The sequence below is a fragment of the Verrucomicrobiia bacterium genome, assembly GCA_026414565.1.
In the GTDB taxonomy this organism is placed as follows: Bacteria; Verrucomicrobiota; Verrucomicrobiia; order Limisphaerales; family Fontisphaeraceae; genus Fontisphaera.
In genome coordinates this window covers 356547-372742 of sequence record JAOAIT010000009.1, presented here as the reverse complement: position 1 = coordinate 372742, position 16196 = coordinate 356547, and the positions used below count along the sequence as shown (strand labels likewise).

Sequence of the window (16196 nt, the reverse complement as noted above, 5' to 3'; positions counted from 1 at the left end):
GCAATTGACTTGCCCGGGGAAGGACATCCCGTCACCATGAGGGAGATGAGCACCACTTTCCGCCTGGCCATGATTCAAATGCATGTCATGCCGGGGGACAAAGCCGGCAACCTTGCCCGGGCCTGCCATTGGCTGCGTGAAGCCCGCCGACAGGGCGCCGAGATGGCCGTTATGCCGGAGGCCTTCACCACGGGTTGGACTCATCCGGCAGCCAGAGAAGCCGCTGAGGAAATCCCCCAAGGGGAGACCAGCGCGCTTTTATGCCGGATGGCCCGGGAACTGGGCCTTTATGTCTGTGCAGGGCTGGTGGAGCGTGCTGGTGATCAACTGTACAACAGTGCCATCCTTGTTCATCCAGAAGGCCGCGTGCTGTTGCATCATCGCAAAATCAACGAGCTGGATATTGCCCATGAGCTATACGGGTTGGGCGACCGGCTACAGGTGACCCCGACACCTTTCGGGCGCCTTGGGTTGATGATTTGCGCCGATGGCTTCGCCCCGGGGCTGGCGCTCAGCCGGGCTTTGGGGTTGATGGGAGCGGACGTCATCCTCAGCCCCTGCGCCTGGGCAGTGCCGGCGGATCATGATCCCCGGCGCGAGCCGTACGGACGTCTCTGGCGCGAAAGCTACGGGCCTGTCGCCAGGGAGTTCGGTTTGTGGATCGCGGGCGTAAGCAACGTCGGCCCCATTACGGCCGGACCTTGGGCCGGGCGAAAATGTATTGGATCTTCCATGCTGGTGCGGCCGGATGGGGAGGTGGCATTGCAAGGCCCCTATGGTGTGGAAGCGGAAGCCCTGCTGACAGCCACAATCCGGGTTGCCGCCCGTCCAAGGCCCTGGTTTGACCCCTCCATGGCGAAGTAATTCAGCGGCAACAAGATGCGTTGTCAGCATTTTTCGGCCTTATAACCACTCCCGCAGGAGCGCAGGAAAAATAATTTTTGCCGCCACCCAAATCTGCCGATAAGCTGAACTCGAGGGCGCATGAAAGCGGACCTTAATTTTGGATTAGAGAATGCCACCTGGCCGGCCTTCGCGGTGGATGCCCAGGGGGTCATCCGCCGTGCCAGCCAGGGGTGCACTGCCTTGTTCGGCAGCCTGCTGGAATCGGCCTACCTCTCTTCCATTTGGGGTCCGGGCAATGAATTGTCAGCCGAGCAATTCCTGGCCCGCCTGGAGCGGGGTATTCCTTCGCAGAACCAATTGCGTTTGCGCATCCGCGGGGGCGGTGTGGCCACGCTCAATGTGCTCATTTGTCACACCGTCAGGGACGGCCAAAAATACTTCATCTTCCAGCTTCCCCCCGAAGTCGCGGCCGGCCGTCCAGAGCGCGAAAGCCAGTCTGCTGCTGATTTGGCCCTGGCTCACAAACAGAAACTGGATTGCGCCCTGCAATTGACCCGCACGGTGGCGTTGGATTTTAACAATGCGCTGACCAGCATCCTGGTGCACATCAGCCACATTCTGGATCAGATGGATCCGGCGCATCCCTGGCGGGGCAGCCTGGTGGAGGCGGAAAAGGCGGCGGAAAAAGCTTCGGAAATTGCCAATGACTTGGCCGCCTTCAGCCGCCAGGAGAAAGACAGCCGCAGCCAGACGGTGGGCAACCTGAACATGCTGCTCCGGCGGGCCATGGAGTTATTCCAAAAGCCTGGCACCGCCCCCAACATTCAATGGAAGGCCGAATTCGAGTCGCATCCCTTCACCGCCACCTACGACGAGGCAAAAATGCAGCAGGCGCTGGTGAAGATTCTGGAAAATGCCGTACAGGCCCTCACCCCGGATGGCGGCTCCATCACCGTGAGCACCCGCAATCTGGAATTGCGCGAGGCCACCCATGACCAGGGCGTGCAACTGTCGCCGGGCGCCTACCTCGTAATTGAAGTGAAAGATGACGGGCCGGGCATTCCCGCGGAGGTGCTGCCGCGGGTGTTCGAGCCGTTTTTCACCACCAAAAAGGGCCATCGGGGACTGGGGCTGGCGTGGGTGTATGGCATCATTACCAATCATGGCGGCAGCGTGGCCATCTCCAGCACCCCCGGGGCAGGGACCTCCGTGCGCGTCTATCTGCCGGCCAGCAAACGGGTCATTCGCGATACCCTCATTGATAAAGCCGCCCTCCGTGGCAACGAGACCATCTTGATGGTGGACGATGAGGACCTGGTGCTGACGATGGCGCAAATGGTGCTCTCCTCCTTTGGTTATCGGGTGTTGACCGCGAATTGCGGGGAGAAAGCCCTGGAGATTGTACAAAACGCCAGTGAAAAGATTGATCTGGTCATTACCGACCTGGTCATGCCGCGCATGGGCGGGCGGGAGCTGATCGAACACCTGCGCCGCATCTCCCCGGATTTGCGCATCATCTACTCCAGCGGCTTTGTGCGGCCGGCCACGGAGGACGAGGAGTTTTATTTGCAAAAACCCTTCACCAGCAAGGAATTGCTGGCCAAGGTGCGGCACGTGCTCTCGCTTTAAGGCGCCTTGCGGCTTTAACGCACCTTGAAGATCACCAGCATCCCGTCATCTTTTTCCATCGAGGCCCGGATGGTCACGGAATCATAATTAGGATTATCCTTGAAGTAGGCCAGAAAATCGGTCATTTCGCGTTCGCTTTTGATGACATTGTCCGCCACGATGACCGCGCCCTTACGCAATTTGGGCTCCAAGGCCTTGAAATACTTCAAATAATCCCGTTTAAGAGCGTCAATAAACACGAAATCAAACGTGCCCTCCAATTTGGGCAGCACCTGCAAAGCATCGCCCTCCACCACGGTTACGGTCTTTTCCAAGCCAAACTTTTTCAAGTTTTCCCGGGTGGCCGCCACCATTTTGGGATCAATGTCCACCGTGATTAATTTGCCACCTGTCCGCTCAAAACCAATCCCCATCTGCACGGCGCCGTAACCGGTGGCCGAGCCGACCTCCACCCCGCGCTGGGCATTGCGCGACTGCACCAGGACGCGCAGAAACATCGCGTCGCCTTCCGTGGTGTTCAAGGGGATGCGTTTGAACTCTTTCAACATCTTCTCGCGTTCAGCATCGGTGGGACGGGCATCCGCCGCTGCCAGGGTCATGGCTCCCGCCAGAAAAGCACACAAGGTCAAAAATAGCATCTGCGTTTTGCTCATAGGTGGGCTGGATATTCCGCTGCTCCACCGGTTTTATCAAGCATGGAAATGCCAGTTTGCCTTTATCTTTTCCCCCGGGTGGCTTAGGATGGGTTTTCACCGCTTATGCAGACACGATTTTACCTCGCCAAATGGGGATGGTGTTTATCCCTGATGCTTTGGTTGTCGGTGCCTTCAGCGCTTTGGGGGGCATTGCTGGATGACCTGATACAACTTCAGCCCGGCCGCAGCCGGCGGGCTACTTCCACCATGCGCGCCGGCCCGGATGGGAAATATGACCCTCAGGCGCCGCCGCGGGCTGACAAGGATGAACGCAGCAATTTTGACAATTTTCGTGTCCCGCCGGGGGCCACCCAGGTAGTCATGAACGTGAAGGGACCGGGCGTCATCACTCATATTTGGTTCACCTTTCTTGGCCCCGAGCCGCAAGCCTGGGCCCCCCAAGGCTCGGCCAATCATCAGGAAATGTTGCTGCGCATTTATTGGGATGGTCATCCCCGCCCGGCGGTTGAGGCACCGGTGGGTGATTTCTTCGCCAACGCCTTTGGCGAACGCCGGGAGGTCATCAGCCTGCCCGTGGTGGTGGAGGATGCTGATTCCTACAACTGCTTCTGGCGCATGCCGTTTCGCAAATCCGCCCGCATCGAAATCGTTAATGAAAGCGAAAAGCCGATCAGTCTGCTGTATTACAACATTGATTGGATCGAACTGGACCGGCTGCCCGCCAACACGCCCTACTTTTACGCGCAATACCGGCAGGAATACCCCGCCACGTCCGGCCAGGATTATGTGGTGTTGGAGACGCGCGGACGCGGTCACTACGTGGGCACCGTTTTAAGCGTGCGCACCCGCAGCCCCGCGTGGTTTGGCGAGGGCGACGAAAAAATATGGATTGATGGAGAAACTGCGCCCTCCATCTGGGGGACGGGCACCGAGGATTACTTTCTCTCGGCCTGGGGACTCAAAACCACCAGCACGCCATTCTTTGGCGTGCCGTATTTTGATCAGTGGGGCATTGTGGGCGGGCATACCAGTGCGTACCGCTGGCACCTGGCGGATCCCATTGTGTTTCAAAAAGGCATCAAGGTGGCTTTCGAACACTATGGCTGGATCTCCCCTGATGAAAATCCTGACTACAAATCCACCAGTTGGAATGAGCGCGAAGATGATATCTCCAGCGTCGCATTTTGGTATCAGACCGGCACGCCCACTTTTGCCGCACGAGCGCCCCACGCCCGCGAGCGCCGGCTGCCCAGTCTGGAGCGCATCACGGTGTTTGCGCGCAACTTCCTGGCGGCCGCTTATCATGGTGCCGGTGACGCCATCAGCCAGCGGCTGGCCGTGCATGAGACGCCGCAAATGCTTTACCGCCCGCCGTCCGCCAGCAATGCCTGGGTGGAAATTCCGTTCACCATCACCAACAAAGAACCGCTACGGTTGCTGCTGCGCGGGACGACTTCCTATGATTTTGGCCGCTATCAGCCCTATCTGAATGGGGTGAAACTGGGCGGGCCGCTCGATTTTTATTCCGCCGAAGTCGCCGCCCGCGAATTTCATTTGCTGGATTTCTGGCCGGAGCCGGGCCAATACGTGTTGCGCCTGGAGGCCGTGGGCCAGAATCCCCAATCCCAGGGGTGTTTCCTTGGGCTGGAATCAGTGCGGTTGCGTGAGAGGCGGCCCCGCGTTCAGGCCTACGGCCACGACAAGGACAAGGACTGGCGGAAGGCGCCGCAACTCTATAACTAGGCCTTACCCATCCACGGGCAGGTCTCTCTTTGCGGACATTTCGAGCAGCCGTGCCGGCGGGAAAAAAGCGGCAGGAGCACAAAAGCGTCCACCACAAAGACCGCCAACAGCACGGCGAGCGTGGCATCAAATTGACGCCACAGGAGCCAGCCGCCCACCGCCGCCGGAATCAGCCAGAGAGGCACCAGCACTGGAATGTGTTTGCGGAATTTTTCCGCGAAGCATTCCCGCTCCGCCTTGGGCACCAGCCGGGCGGCCACCATGCCATAGCCGCAGGGACAGCCGCGGGTGGCATAATAGGCGCAATAGGGACAAATAAAAATCATCGTCCACAAAGAGCCGCCCAGGCCATACAGCGCGTAAGCTGCCGCGCCCACCCAAGCCCACGGCCCTCCTCCGAAGCCCACGGCCAGCAACGCGCCGCCGGTCAATACCATGATGGCGTAGGGCAGGTTGGCCAAGAATGTTTCGGTGGTGGTGTACAAACGCATAGGATGTCTCAATTAAGCCTGCCGTAAAGCGGGGAGGGAATAAAGCCAAAAAGGATTGGGAAATCCCTGCCGGCGGTTGAACGAGTCTGGGGTAGCAGACCGGAGGGACTAACGGGCAGCCAGAGTTAAGAGCACCACCCCCGCCAAGTAAAGGCCATAAAGCATCATCAGGGCCAGTCCTTCCCGCCGGGAAACCCGCCGGTCCGAGCGAAGAAAAACCGCCAGGAGCAGCATCATGGCCAGCATGGCCGGAAGGTTAAACCACAAGGTCGCCCGATTGACGGCAATATCCTGAAACACCGCCGCCGCGCCCAGGATGAGTGTCAGGTTGGCGATGTTGGCGCCCAGCACGTTGCCCACCGACAAGTCCGAGACCTGTTTGCGGGCGGAGGTGATGGCCGTGACCAACTCAGGCAGGGATGTGCCCACGGCCACCACTGTTAAACCCACCACAATGGACGGAATGCCCAGTTTGCCCGCCACGCTGACCGCGCCGTCCACCAGCAGGCGGCTGCCCAGCACCACCACCAGCGCCCCCGTGATGAATTGAACAGCGGCACCGGTTTTCGTCTCCAGAAAACGTGCCGCGGCCTGGACCTCCTTTTCAATCGCCTCCGCCTCCATGAGGTCTTCTGGTTTGCGGTCCCGGTAAGTTCGGACAAAATCCAGAATGAAGTACCCCGCCCCCAAGGCCAGCAACAGGGCCCCCTGGGCACGTGCGAGGCGCTGATCCAGTGACAACAAAAATACCAGCACCCCCAGTCCGATCATCACCAGCAACGGCACGCGCAACGCGCGCCAGTGAATGTCCACATGCTTGATGGCGGCGGTGACGCCGAGAACCAGTCCGATATTGCAAAGCACTGAGCCTACCGCATTGCCCACGGCCAGCCCCGCCTCACCTTTAATGCCGGCGGTGACGGAGACCACCAACTCGGGGGTGGTGGTGGCCAGGCTCACCAACGTGGAGCCAATGACCACCCGGGGCATGCGCAGAAACTCGGCAATGCGTGTGGCGGCAGCCACAAACCAATCGCCACCTTTGACCACCAGCACCAGCCCGCCCAACAACATGGCCAGGTCAACCATCATGCCTCAATGTATTAGCACAGCGAGCCGCCCGTGCCAAAGAAACCTCCGTTATCGCGGTCATCGGCAAACTTGGGCAACCTGCTCACAGGAAAGCCCACGGTGCCTTGCTGAACAAAGCCGGAGGCAGCAAAGATGAGCGTCCCCGGCTGTTGATTAAAACAAAACCGCCGGGGGCGAAAGCGGGCGTCACCCCCGGCGGCAATCGGTTATCCCTGCCTGATGACCGCGTGCTTGTGTGCCATCACGCCTGGTCCCAGACAGAAGTGGGGCTAGACTTTTTTCACCTTTTCCCAGCGGCCAGTTTTGGCCGATTTGAGCACGGCATCGCAAACGTACTGGGTTTCAAGGGCTTCCTTGAAGGTGGGACTGGCCGGTTTGCCATTGGCGACACCGACGAAGAAGTCATTGAGCTGATGCACGAAGCTGTGCTCGAAGCCAATCATCAGGCCGGGCACCCACCACTTGTCCATGTACGGGTGATCGCCGCCGTGGTCGGTGACATGGATACTGCGCCAGCCGCGCACCTTGCCCTGGTCCCGATGATCAAACCATTGCAGGCGGTGGGCATCATGCAAATCCCAGGCGATGGAGGCATGCTCGCCGTTGATTTCAAACGTGTAGAGCGCCTTGTGGCCGCGGGCGTAACGGGTGCTTTCAAAGGTGGCCAGGGAGCCGTTGCTGAAGCGGGCCAGGAAGGCACAGGCATCATCAATGCCCACCTTTTCCACCTTGCCCGTGAGCTGATGCAACCGCTCCTTCACGAAGGTCTCGGTCATGGCATTGACCTTCTCAATGCTGCCATTGAGCCAGAGCGCGGTGTCAATGCAGTGCGCCAACAAGTCGCCGGTGACGCCACTGCCGGCCGCCTTGACGTCCAGCCGCCACAGGGCATCGCCGCCCTGCGGCACGTCCTTGGAGATGGTCCAATCCTGCAAAAACTTGGCGCGATAGTGGAAGATGCGGCCCAAGCGGCCTTCATCAATCAGTTGTTTGGCCAGCGTGACCGCGGGAATGCGGCGGTAGTTGAAGGACACAAAGTTGGCCACCCCGGCTTTTTCCACGGCCTTGACCATGGCCTGCGCCTCCTTACCGTCGCGGGCCAGCGGTTTTTCACAGATGATCATCTTGCCCGCCTTGGCGGCGGCGATGGCCACCTCCGCATGGAAGTTGTTGGGGAGGCAGATGTCCACCAGGTCAATATCGTCGCGCTGCATGACCTTGCGGTAATCGGTCTCATAGCCCTCAAAGCCCCAGCGCTCGGCGAATTTCTTCGCCCGCTCTTCGTTGACGTCGCAAATGACCTTGAGCACCGGCCGGTAGGGAACATCAAAAAAGTTCCAGACCTTGCGGTGGGCGTTGGTGTGTGCGCGGCCCATGAAGCCGCATCCAATGACTGCTACATTCAATGGTTTCATATTTCGCGTTGATTAAAAAGGGGTTGTCCTCGCGTCGTTTCCGGCCAGCACGGTCAGGCCTTCCAGCCGTGGTTGTCGCGCACCTGGATCATGGCGGCCAGGATGTCATTCCAGGTCTGTTGCCGCATCATCACCTCGTTGGGGAACATGCAGCCGTCCCAGCAGATGTGCTTGAACTTCCTCGTGACCCGGCCCTGCTCGTCGCGCATCCAGTAGCCGGCGTCGCGGGCGATGTTGAGCTTGCCGTTGGGATCGGTGGCCATGCAGTGTTTGCCGGTTTTTTCGTGCTCCCCAGAGCCTTTGACGGTGGCATCGTTTTGGGCCACGTGAAAATCAATCGTCCACGGCCGCAGGGCCTTGGTGAGCTTTTTCATGGCCTTGTGAAAAACCTCCGGCTCCCAGCGGAAGTTGGCCGGCACCAGGCGATGCTCCGGGGCATTGTAGCCGAGCACATACAACAAGGTATGCGCCATGTCGGCCTGGAAGCCGAGATATTTGGGCATGTTCACGCCCTCCAGCACCTGCAGCATGTATTTCCAACTGTGCATGCCGCCCCAGCAAATCTCGCCCTCGGCCGCCAGCCGCTCGCCATGGTCCCGGGCCACCTTGGCGGCTTCCTTGAAGGTGGCGATGATCTTCTTGGTATTGCCTTTGGGGTCCTTGTCCCAGTCGGTCACGCTGCAGGCCGAATCAATGCGCACCACGCCGTAAGGACGGATGCCCAACTCGCGAAACTTGGCCGCAATGCGGCAGCCCTTGGCCACCTGGCCGACAAATTTTTTGCGTTCCTCCTCGCTGCCCATGGCCGAGCCGCCCCCGGTGGGCGGCCAGATGGGCGCCACCACGGAGCCGACCACCAGGCCCTTGGCCGCAATTTTGTCGGCGATGCGCTTGAGATCGTCATCGCTGGCGTCAATGTTGATGTGCGGGTCAAACAGGAAAATGTCCACGCCATCAAACTTGATCCCGTCCACCTCCGCTTTGGCGGTGAGGTCGAGCATGGTGTCGAGGTCAATACACGGCTCGGCACCGGGGCTGCCTTTGCCCACCAGGCCGGGCCACATGGCATTGTGCAGTTTGGGGTAATTGTTGACGTGTTCGCTCATAAGTTTTGCCTTGCGTCAAAATCCATGACGTTGACTAAAAAGGTGCGATGGCACGCTTGGTTTTCCATGCGTGTGCTGTGTGCTTGCTGCACGCGAGGATGCCCAAGGCGCCCGGAGAAGGCAACGGGAAAATGCGAGAGGACGCGTTTCCGCGTCCTCTCTCCGTCCCGGGAAAAACGGGCAGGGCCAGGTCTCAGGGGCTACCTGGCTTTGACGTCATAGCACAGCAAGACGTCCTGGTCGCGCAGGTAGAGCCGGCCATCCAGCACCACCGGATGCGGCCAGTTTTCCTTGCCGCTTTGATCGGGCGGGGTGAACTTGCCTTTCACCTTGTAGGTTTGCGGATTGGCTTCCAGCAGGGCCACCAACCCCTTGCTCTTGCGCTCCTCCCGGATGATCAAGTGGCCATCGGCATAGACCAGGCAGCCTTTGCCGAACTCCTTTTCCTGCCAGGTGGCCTCGCCCGTTTTGAAGTTCTGGCAGGTCCACCCTTTGCCGTCAGAGAAACCATAGACATACTCTCCCAACCGCACCACCCCACCGTGATGGTTGACCATCACCTTGTTGGCCCAAACCTGCTCGGCGGAAAACTTGCCACCGGCGGCCGTAATCTTGAACAGGTTGCAGCCGATGCCATAACCAGAGGTGACGTACACATGGCCGTCATAATAAACCGGGTCCGGGATGACCGCGGTGGCGCCGCGGCGATCCGCCCGCCACAACAACGCCCCATCGGCCGCCGCCAATCCCGCGATGCTGCGGGCCGTCAGTTGCAAATACTGCCGCACACCGCCAATCTCGACCGGGATGAGGGAGGCGTAATGGTGTTCATCCTGGAAATCCTTGCTGCGCCAGACCAGCTCGCCGTTTTGCTTGTTGAGGGCCACGATGTTCCCGAGCTTGCCCCCCGGCGCGAAGACCACGCGGTCACCATCCACCAGCGGCGAGGCCGCAAAGCCCCATTCGGGGCGCACCCCCTGGAAGTCTTTTTCGTAATCCTTCTGCCACAGAATCTTACCCGACTGGGCGTCCAGGCAGGCAATCTCACCAAACTGCGCCACCACGAAGACCAGGTTGCCGTCCACTGTCGGGGTACAGCGCGGTCCGGCGAAACCGCCCCAACCGGGTGCGCCTGACTTGCCGAACGGCGTGCTCCAAAGCAGCTTGCCATCGGCGCGATTCAGCGCATGCAAATAGGTCTTGTCGCCCTTGTCGCCCTGCACATAAATGCGCTGGCCCACGATGGCCACGGTGCCATAGCCCTCGCCAATCCCTGTCGCCTTCCACGCCAGCGGCGGGCCATCCGCCGGCCATTCCTTGAGCAGGCCGGTATCCGGCGAAAGGCCATCACGGTGGGGGCCGCGCCATTGAGGCCAATCGGCGGCCTGCGCCAGCAGAAAGCAGCATAGCGTGCCGGTAAGAACCAGGAGCGAGGAAGTCATGCTGGTTTTTTTCATAATGGTTAAAATGTCGTGCGCACTCTTTAGACCACCCAGCGCCGCATGTCATTCATTTTTGCCACGGTTTAGGAGCCCACAGCCAGCGCCTTTCGGTAAAGTGCCCCAAAATCGGCGATCGTCAACGGCCGGGGGTTAAATTGGGCCGTCCACTGGCGGGCCGCCTCGGCCGCCAGGAGGTCCACCTGGCTGGCGGCTTCCGGACAGGCCTGGCCCAAGGGGGACAGTCCAGCCATCCTCCGCCATTGCTCCAGGGCTACGGCCAGTTCTTCAGCCAGGTCTCCCATCCCTCCCAAGCGGGCTAATTCCGCATAGGCTCGAGCAACGGCCGCCTCCCCGGCATTAAAGCGCACCACGGGCGGGAGCATCAGCGCCACGGCATGGCCATGGGTCAAATCGAAGCGGGCTGTCAACGGGTTGGCGGCCGCATGGGCCGCGCCCAACATGCTGTTTTCGATGGCCGTGCCGGCAAAGGCCGCCGCCAGCAGCATGGCCCCGCGGGCCGTGATGTCCCGCGGCTCGCGCAACACCTGCGGAAAGGCCTGGGCCGCCAGCCGGAAGGCCTCGCGCGAATAAAGTTGGGAAATGGCATTGCGGGGGCGGGTCACCATGCTCTCCACGGCATGAGCAATGGCGTCCAGGCCCGTGCAGGCGGTGACACGCTCGGGTTGCGAGAGAGTCAGTTCAGGATCCAACAGGGCGGCCCTTGCCGCCGCCTTGGGATCCAGGCAGGCCATTTTTTGGTGGGTTTGTTCGTCCGCAATGAGGGCAGCGCATTGCATTTCGCTGCCTGTGCCGGCGGTGGTGGGAATGGCCACCAGAGGCAGCATTGGTTTGGTGGCCTTGCCCACGCCCCAATAATCCTGCATGCGCCCGCCGTTGGTCAGGATGAAATTGGCGCCCTTGGCGGTGTCCATGGCACTGCCACCGCCCAAGGCCACAAAGGCATCTATCTGGCCGGCCCGGGCCCGCTCCACGCACGCCTCCACACAGCGGGTGGTGGGATTGGGCCGCACCTCATCAAAGCGCACCACCTCCACACTGGCGGCGCGCAAAATGTTTTGCAAACGATCCGCATGCCCCGCGGCCGCCACGCCCGGGTCCGTTACCAGCAGCACTCGTGCGGCCGGCAGGGTGCGCACCACCTCCCCTGCCCTTTCCACGCAGCCCGGACCGTAAATCATGCGTGTGCGCGGCTGCCAATCAAACGCCAGCCGGTCGGCAAGCTCCTGCAGCAGGTTGCCCATCAGGCACAGCCTCCCGTGGTGACAACCCCCGCCGCGGGCAGTTCTTCAATTTCCAGGGCGCGCCGCCGGTAGAGAAACTCAAACAAATTGCCCTCATGCGGTTGATCCCAGGCAATGCGGGTGGTGGGGATGGGACCGAGATTGAGGCGCTCAATGAGCGGAGAATCCAGCAACGCCTGCTGAAAGCCGGTGTCGCGGGTGATGGCCGTCACCACCAGCGAAGGGCCGATGTGCGCCAGCATTTCTGCCTGCGGCACTTCCACCACGCTGGCGTAGGGAAAGAGAAACTCGCGGTTGGCCAGGGGGTGCTGAAAACTCTCACAGCGCACGATGGTGGGGCGCAAATAAACCGCCCCCTCGTGGTGCATCAGCCGGGGCCCCTGCCGGATGAGCGCCGTCACGTCGGCGGCGCCGGGGGTTTTAAGCCCTTCCTCAATCGTGGCCTCAATGGCCTCGGCCATTTTGGGGTTGGCAAAGGCCGACAACCGCGCGGCCGGGTCTTCGGGCGCGGACGGCCCCACCGGCCCCAGCTTCTCGGCCAGAGCCGCGGCAATTGCATCAGCATGACGCGGCACCACAACGGCGCTGGCGTTGATGCATGACCGCCCGCCGTTATCCGCAATGCTGGACACCATCAAATCCAGATACTGGGACCAGCGCTCCACCTCGTCCCCGCCCAATAAAATCTTGCTGTATCCCGGACCGTGGATCTGGATGCGTGGGTCGTTGGCATAAGGCTGGGTGGTATTTTGATCCCCAAACAACAAGGCACGTCCGCAGCTTCGCAAGATTTCTGCCGTGCCTTCATGGTCGGTGGGATAAAAACCAAACGCCTCGGGCGGCGCGCCCGCTGCCAGGAAGGCTTGAATCAGGCGATAAGGCGTCCACGGTTCTTCCCGCCCCGGCTTGATCAACACGGGGATTTTCAAGGCGATGGCCGGCAGCCAGAGGCTGTTCACGGCGGGGGAGTTGCTCGGCATGACCACGCCCAGAACCTCGGTCACGGCATGATAAGCGCACATTGAACCGGCCACCCTGCCCCAGCCCCGATCAAGCACCTCCGCGGGCAAACCCCGGGTCAGCCCGTTTAACACATCCTTCATGTGCGACAGTGCCTGGTGGATGCGCTGCATGTTGCGTCGGACCAGCACGTGCGGCAGACCACTGGTGGCGCTCAAGGTGGCCACATAATCCTCCGGGGACTGATGCTGTCCCTGATCTCCCAGCGGCAGCGTCGCGTGCAAAAACGCCTCACCCGCGCGGCGGCAAATCTCCAACAACTGCGCCGTGGTGAAGCGCCGCAGGGCGGCACGGCCCTCGGCGGCGCGTTTGAAATCTTTGCGCAACAAACCGGCGTTGACGGCGCTGACCCGCGCGCGCACCGCCCCGCTGCGGCAATCCCGAACCTCGTTCAGTTCCAGGCTGGCATAACTGCGGCCCCACCGCAGGCAGGGAAGGTGGGGGACAGCATTTGGTGAAGGTGCGCTCATGCTCAGTACACTCCTTCCACAATTTGCTTTTGCATGGCCCCAAAAGGACGCACCTCCGCCACGCCGTCCCAGGCGTATGGCGGCCGGGGCGGGCGGCGGATGGCCTCGTCACGCTCCAGAAAGCGGGGCATGAAAAACTCCCGGGTCATGGTGGTCAACTCCACCCGCCCCCATTCCCCATAAGGCACCACCTGCGCGGTGTTTTCCGGGTGCACCACCCGCAAGACCGCCCGCGGCTGCGGCGCGTAATAGGTGATGGAGTAGTGATCTTCCGGCGTGAGCGGCACGCTGGCCGCCAAGCCCATCAGGGTGTTGCCGTAAGTGGGGTAAAAGCCAATGCGGTTTTCCAACACCTCCTCGACGAGGAAGCGCACCTGTTGCGGCGGCATGGAAGTGCCGCCGCAGAACACGCCGCGAATGCCAGCCTCCCACAAATTGATCTTTTCGCCGAGTGCCTCGAGCAACTTGGGAGTGGTGAAGAGCGCCGTGATCCGGCGGTGTTTCATCAACACCACCGCCTGCTCCACCACATGCTCCATGTAGGCACGGGCAATTTCGAATTGCTTTTGCGCAATCACCCGCTTGACCCAGCGCGGGTCCAAATCCACGAAATAACAGGGGCTGCCGCGATAATTGGCCAGGTGTTCAATCGCCAGCCGCAGGCGGCGCGGCCCGGTGGGCCCGACCATCAACCATGCGCCGCCGCGCGGGAAATGCTCATCGGAAATTTTGGCGCTAAACTCCTCGTAATCAATTTTGTAGTCATCCCAGCCGATGCGCTGCTTGGGCATGCCGGTGGTGCCGCCGGTTTCAAAAATGTTGTAGGGCCGCCCGCGATAAGCGGCCGGCACCCAGACCTCGGGCTGTTGATCGCGTAGCCATTCGTCCTGAAAGTGGGGGAAACGCGCCAGCAGATCCGCAAACGTGCGCACTTCCTGACGGGGGTCCCACCCCGCGCGCCTGGCCCATTCCAACCAGAACGGGCAGCCGGTTTCGGGCGAAAAATGCCATTCAATCATCTGGCGCGTGTGCGCATCCAGCGCCGCTTGCGCCTGGGCCATGTCTTGAGCAGATACCGTGGTCATAGTTTGCAGTTCGAGTGATTAAATATTCAGGCGGCGGCCACCGGCTCGGCCTGTGGCGTGACAGGGGCGGAGGCATTCTGTTTCGGCGGAAAATACTTGTTCAAAGTGGCCGCAGAGGGTGGTTTGGTCAGGAGGGAAAACACCACCATCATGACCGCCGAGCCCAAAACCATGAACATCACGGGCAGGTAGCCATAGATGGTCACATTGCCCGGCGTGCGCAGGAAGAGATTGCCCAGCTCGGGAAAGATGGGCACCGGAGGCTGGCCCGGTTTGGGAGCCAGGTCAATGCTGTATTCAAACAACCAGTAGGTGCCCACCATGGACGCTGCCACCCAGATCACTGCCGCCAGCGCGCCCCATTTGGTACTGCGTTTCCAGAACAAGGCTGCCAGCATCACCGGCGCCAGCGCCGCGAAACCGGAAAAGGCGAAGCGAATCGCAAGTTCGAAAATGCCCGCTTTGTCCTTTAATTCGATGGCAATCAGGTAGGCCACCACCGTCACCCCCACCACGAATGCCCGGCCGGTCCACACCTGGACCTTGTCGCCAAACCGCTGCTTGCCGCCGTAATAGGCAAACACATCCTCGGTGAACATGGTACACAAGGCGAGAATCTGGCTGTCGGATGCCATGACACAGGCCATGATGGCCGCCCCCAACAGGCCGGACAACGCCAGCGAGGTATTGGCCGACAACAGGCGCAAAATGACATCGTCACTTTCCCCTGGTTTGAGGCCGGGGAACTGACCGGCGGCCACCACGCCCAGAAACACGCTCGGCAGCCAGATCAGCATGATGCAAATGGGATAGAAAATGACGGTGCGCTTGAACGACGAGGCCTTTTTGGCCGTCATGCACATGATGGCAATGTGCGGAAACATGATGGAGGAAAGCGGGATGAAGGTATAACTGAAGAATTCCTCCACCGGGATGCGCTCCCGCGTCAGCAGCGGGGCGGTTTTGGGGTTGGCAGCCAGTTTATGAATAATTTCCTCAAACCCGCCCAGGTTGCGACCGATCAAGATAAAGGCCAGCGTGCCAAAGCACAAAAACATGACCGTCTGGAAGGTGTTCACCCACGCGGTGCCGCGCATGCCCCCAAAGAAGACGTAGCTCATCACCACCAGCGCCACAATGGCGCCCCCAACCTCATAGCTGACCAGATGTTTTGGCTCCAGCACGGTCTGCCCGCCGCGCATCACCTCCACCATGACGGGCTTCTTGTCCGGCCCCATGACCGTGCTGATAGCCTCGAGGGTCTGTCCGCCGCCCATCACCCCAATGATGATGTAGGGTACCAGCATCAATGCGGTCAGCGCAAAAATGGCAGTGCCAATATGGCCGCACTCCCAGCGGTCCCGGAAATATTGCACCTGGGTCATGTGCCCGAATTTCTTGCCCAGTGCCCACAACCGGGTGCCGATGAAAAAAATGGTCAGCGGGATGACAAACCCGGAAGCGGAGGCCATCAAGCCGTACACACCGATGCCGCGCTGATAGGCCAGCCCGCTGCTGCCCAAAATGGCGAAGGCGGTCATGTTGGTGCCAAACAAAGAAAGGAGGAATACCCACGTCCCCAGTGAGCGGCTCGCCAAAAAATAATCCTCCCCCGATTGCTTGCCACGGCGGAAGGCGAAGATGCCGATGTACAAAACAATGGCGAGGTAGATGAAAACGATAATGGCCGGATTCATGATTCCCTGCCCTCCCTGCTCTCAGGCAACTGCGCCTCGGTTTTGTCCAATTCCGCCGGCCAGGCGAACTTCACCAGCACCGCCATGGTGATGGAGGCGAGGATGGAATAGCCCGCGTGATAAGCCAGCCCAATGGGCAGAAAGCCGAAAATCAGCGGTTCAATTTTACGCCAGTTCCAAAAATCCTGGTGTAGCAAATAGACTACCACCAGAAACGCCCCGAGAAGAAGTTTTTTACGCAT

14 protein-coding genes are annotated in these 16196 nt (G+C 60.5%); 3 read left to right on the top strand and 11 right to left on the bottom strand.

From position 1 onward, the window contains the following. The first annotated feature begins 45 nt into the window (after positions 1–45). Together N3J91_02775 and N3J91_02770 are read left to right on the top strand one after the other, a co-directional pair. Entirely contained in the window at positions 46–864 is an 819-nt protein-coding gene (locus tag N3J91_02775) for a carbon-nitrogen hydrolase family protein (GenBank protein ID MCX8155374.1), read from the top strand. Positions 865–984: 120 nt separating this feature from the next. Beyond that, positions 985–2475, top strand: coding sequence for an ATP-binding protein (locus N3J91_02770; GenBank protein ID MCX8155373.1), 1491 nt, complete (start codon positions 985–987; stop codon positions 2473–2475). Between the two features lie 14 nt (positions 2476–2489). On the opposite strand, the gene N3J91_02765 is transcribed toward N3J91_02770, so the two are convergent. Then, positions 2490–3128 (bottom strand): class I SAM-dependent methyltransferase, encoded by a 639-nt coding sequence (locus N3J91_02765; protein MCX8155372.1) that lies wholly within the window; start codon positions 3126–3128, stop codon positions 2490–2492. Positions 3129–3233: 105 nt separating this feature from the next. Between N3J91_02765 and N3J91_02760 the strand changes: the two genes are divergently transcribed. Then, a complete protein-coding gene (locus N3J91_02760) occupies positions 3234–4874 on the top strand; it encodes a DUF2961 domain-containing protein (GenBank protein MCX8155371.1) in 1641 nt (546 codons plus the stop codon). On the opposite strand, the gene N3J91_02755 is transcribed toward N3J91_02760, so the two are convergent. The 10 genes from N3J91_02755 to N3J91_02710 all read right to left on the bottom strand — a co-directional run bounded on the left by N3J91_02755 (position 4871) and on the right by N3J91_02710 (position 16196). Further along, the gene (locus N3J91_02755) at positions 4871–5365 is read right to left on the bottom strand and encodes a hypothetical protein (GenBank protein MCX8155370.1); all 495 of its coding nucleotides are present in this window, start codon (positions 5363–5365) and stop codon (positions 4871–4873) included. The two genes, N3J91_02760 and N3J91_02755, sit on opposite strands and share 4 nt — an antisense overlap. Positions 5366–5473: 108 nt before the next feature. Next, entirely contained in the window at positions 5474–6457 is a 984-nt protein-coding gene (locus tag N3J91_02750) for a calcium/sodium antiporter (GenBank protein MCX8155369.1), read from the bottom strand. Positions 6458–6726: 269 nt separating this feature from the next. After that, complete coding sequence (locus N3J91_02745; GenBank protein MCX8155368.1) at positions 6727–7872, bottom strand: Gfo/Idh/MocA family oxidoreductase; 1146 nt, start codon at positions 7870–7872, stop codon at positions 6727–6729. Positions 7873–7925: 53 nt separating this feature from the next. Beyond that, entirely contained in the window at positions 7926–8978 is a 1053-nt protein-coding gene (locus N3J91_02740) for a sugar phosphate isomerase/epimerase (protein MCX8155367.1), read from the bottom strand. Positions 8979–9178: 200 nt separating this feature from the next. Beyond that, positions 9179–10435, bottom strand: coding sequence for a PQQ-like beta-propeller repeat protein (locus N3J91_02735; GenBank protein ID MCX8155366.1), 1257 nt, complete (start codon positions 10433–10435; stop codon positions 9179–9181). A 68-nt stretch (positions 10436–10503) separates the two neighbouring features. Beyond that, entirely contained in the window at positions 10504–11682 is a 1179-nt protein-coding gene (locus tag N3J91_02730; GenBank protein ID MCX8155365.1) for an iron-containing alcohol dehydrogenase, read from the bottom strand. Beyond that, positions 11682–13172, bottom strand: coding sequence for an aldehyde dehydrogenase family protein (locus N3J91_02725; protein MCX8155364.1), 1491 nt, complete (start codon positions 13170–13172; stop codon positions 11682–11684). Before N3J91_02725 ends, N3J91_02730 begins: the two co-directional genes overlap by 1 nt. A 2-nt stretch (positions 13173–13174) precedes the next feature. Continuing rightward, entirely contained in the window at positions 13175–14257 is a 1083-nt protein-coding gene (locus tag N3J91_02720) for a hypothetical protein (protein ID MCX8155363.1), read from the bottom strand. 26 nt (positions 14258–14283) lie between these two features. Beyond that, a complete protein-coding gene (locus N3J91_02715) occupies positions 14284–15954 on the bottom strand; it encodes a sodium:solute symporter family protein (protein ID MCX8155362.1) in 1671 nt (556 codons plus the stop codon). Then, positions 15951–16196, bottom strand: a complete 246-nt coding sequence (locus N3J91_02710; protein ID MCX8155361.1) for a DUF3311 domain-containing protein — start codon at positions 16194–16196, stop codon at positions 15951–15953. Before N3J91_02710 ends, N3J91_02715 begins: the two co-directional genes overlap by 4 nt.

What these genes read in the sequence shown, in the direction of transcription:
- N3J91_02775 (MCX8155374.1), top strand. Translation starts at nt 46, where the DNA reads ATGAGCACCACTTTCCGCCTGGCCATGATTCAAATGCATGTCATGCCG.
- N3J91_02770 (MCX8155373.1), top strand. Translation starts at nt 985, where the DNA reads ATGAAAGCGGACCTTAATTTTGGATTAGAGAATGCCACCTGGCCGGCC.
- N3J91_02765 (MCX8155372.1), bottom strand. Translation starts at nt 3,128, where the DNA reads ATGAGCAAAACGCAGATGCTATTTTTGACCTTGTGTGCTTTTCTGGCG.
- N3J91_02760 (MCX8155371.1), top strand. Translation starts at nt 3,234, where the DNA reads ATGCAGACACGATTTTACCTCGCCAAATGGGGATGGTGTTTATCCCTG.
- N3J91_02755 (MCX8155370.1), bottom strand. Translation starts at nt 5,365, where the DNA reads ATGCGTTTGTACACCACCACCGAAACATTCTTGGCCAACCTGCCCTAC.
- N3J91_02750 (MCX8155369.1), bottom strand. Translation starts at nt 6,457, where the DNA reads ATGATGGTTGACCTGGCCATGTTGTTGGGCGGGCTGGTGCTGGTGGTC.
- N3J91_02745 (MCX8155368.1), bottom strand. Translation starts at nt 7,872, where the DNA reads ATGAAACCATTGAATGTAGCAGTCATTGGATGCGGCTTCATGGGCCGC.
- N3J91_02740 (MCX8155367.1), bottom strand. Translation starts at nt 8,978, where the DNA reads ATGAGCGAACACGTCAACAATTACCCCAAACTGCACAATGCCATGTGG.
- N3J91_02735 (MCX8155366.1), bottom strand. Translation starts at nt 10,435, where the DNA reads ATGAAAAAAACCAGCATGACTTCCTCGCTCCTGGTTCTTACCGGCACG.
- N3J91_02730 (MCX8155365.1), bottom strand. Translation starts at nt 11,682, where the DNA reads ATGGGCAACCTGCTGCAGGAGCTTGCCGACCGGCTGGCGTTTGATTGG.
- N3J91_02725 (MCX8155364.1), bottom strand. Translation starts at nt 13,172, where the DNA reads ATGAGCGCACCTTCACCAAATGCTGTCCCCCACCTTCCCTGCCTGCGG.
- N3J91_02720 (MCX8155363.1), bottom strand. Translation starts at nt 14,257, where the DNA reads ATGACCACGGTATCTGCTCAAGACATGGCCCAGGCGCAAGCGGCGCTG.
- N3J91_02715 (MCX8155362.1), bottom strand. Translation starts at nt 15,954, where the DNA reads ATGAATCCGGCCATTATCGTTTTCATCTACCTCGCCATTGTTTTGTAC.
- N3J91_02710 (MCX8155361.1), bottom strand. Translation starts at nt 16,196, where the DNA reads ATGCGTAAAAAACTTCTTCTCGGGGCGTTTCTGGTGGTAGTCTATTTG.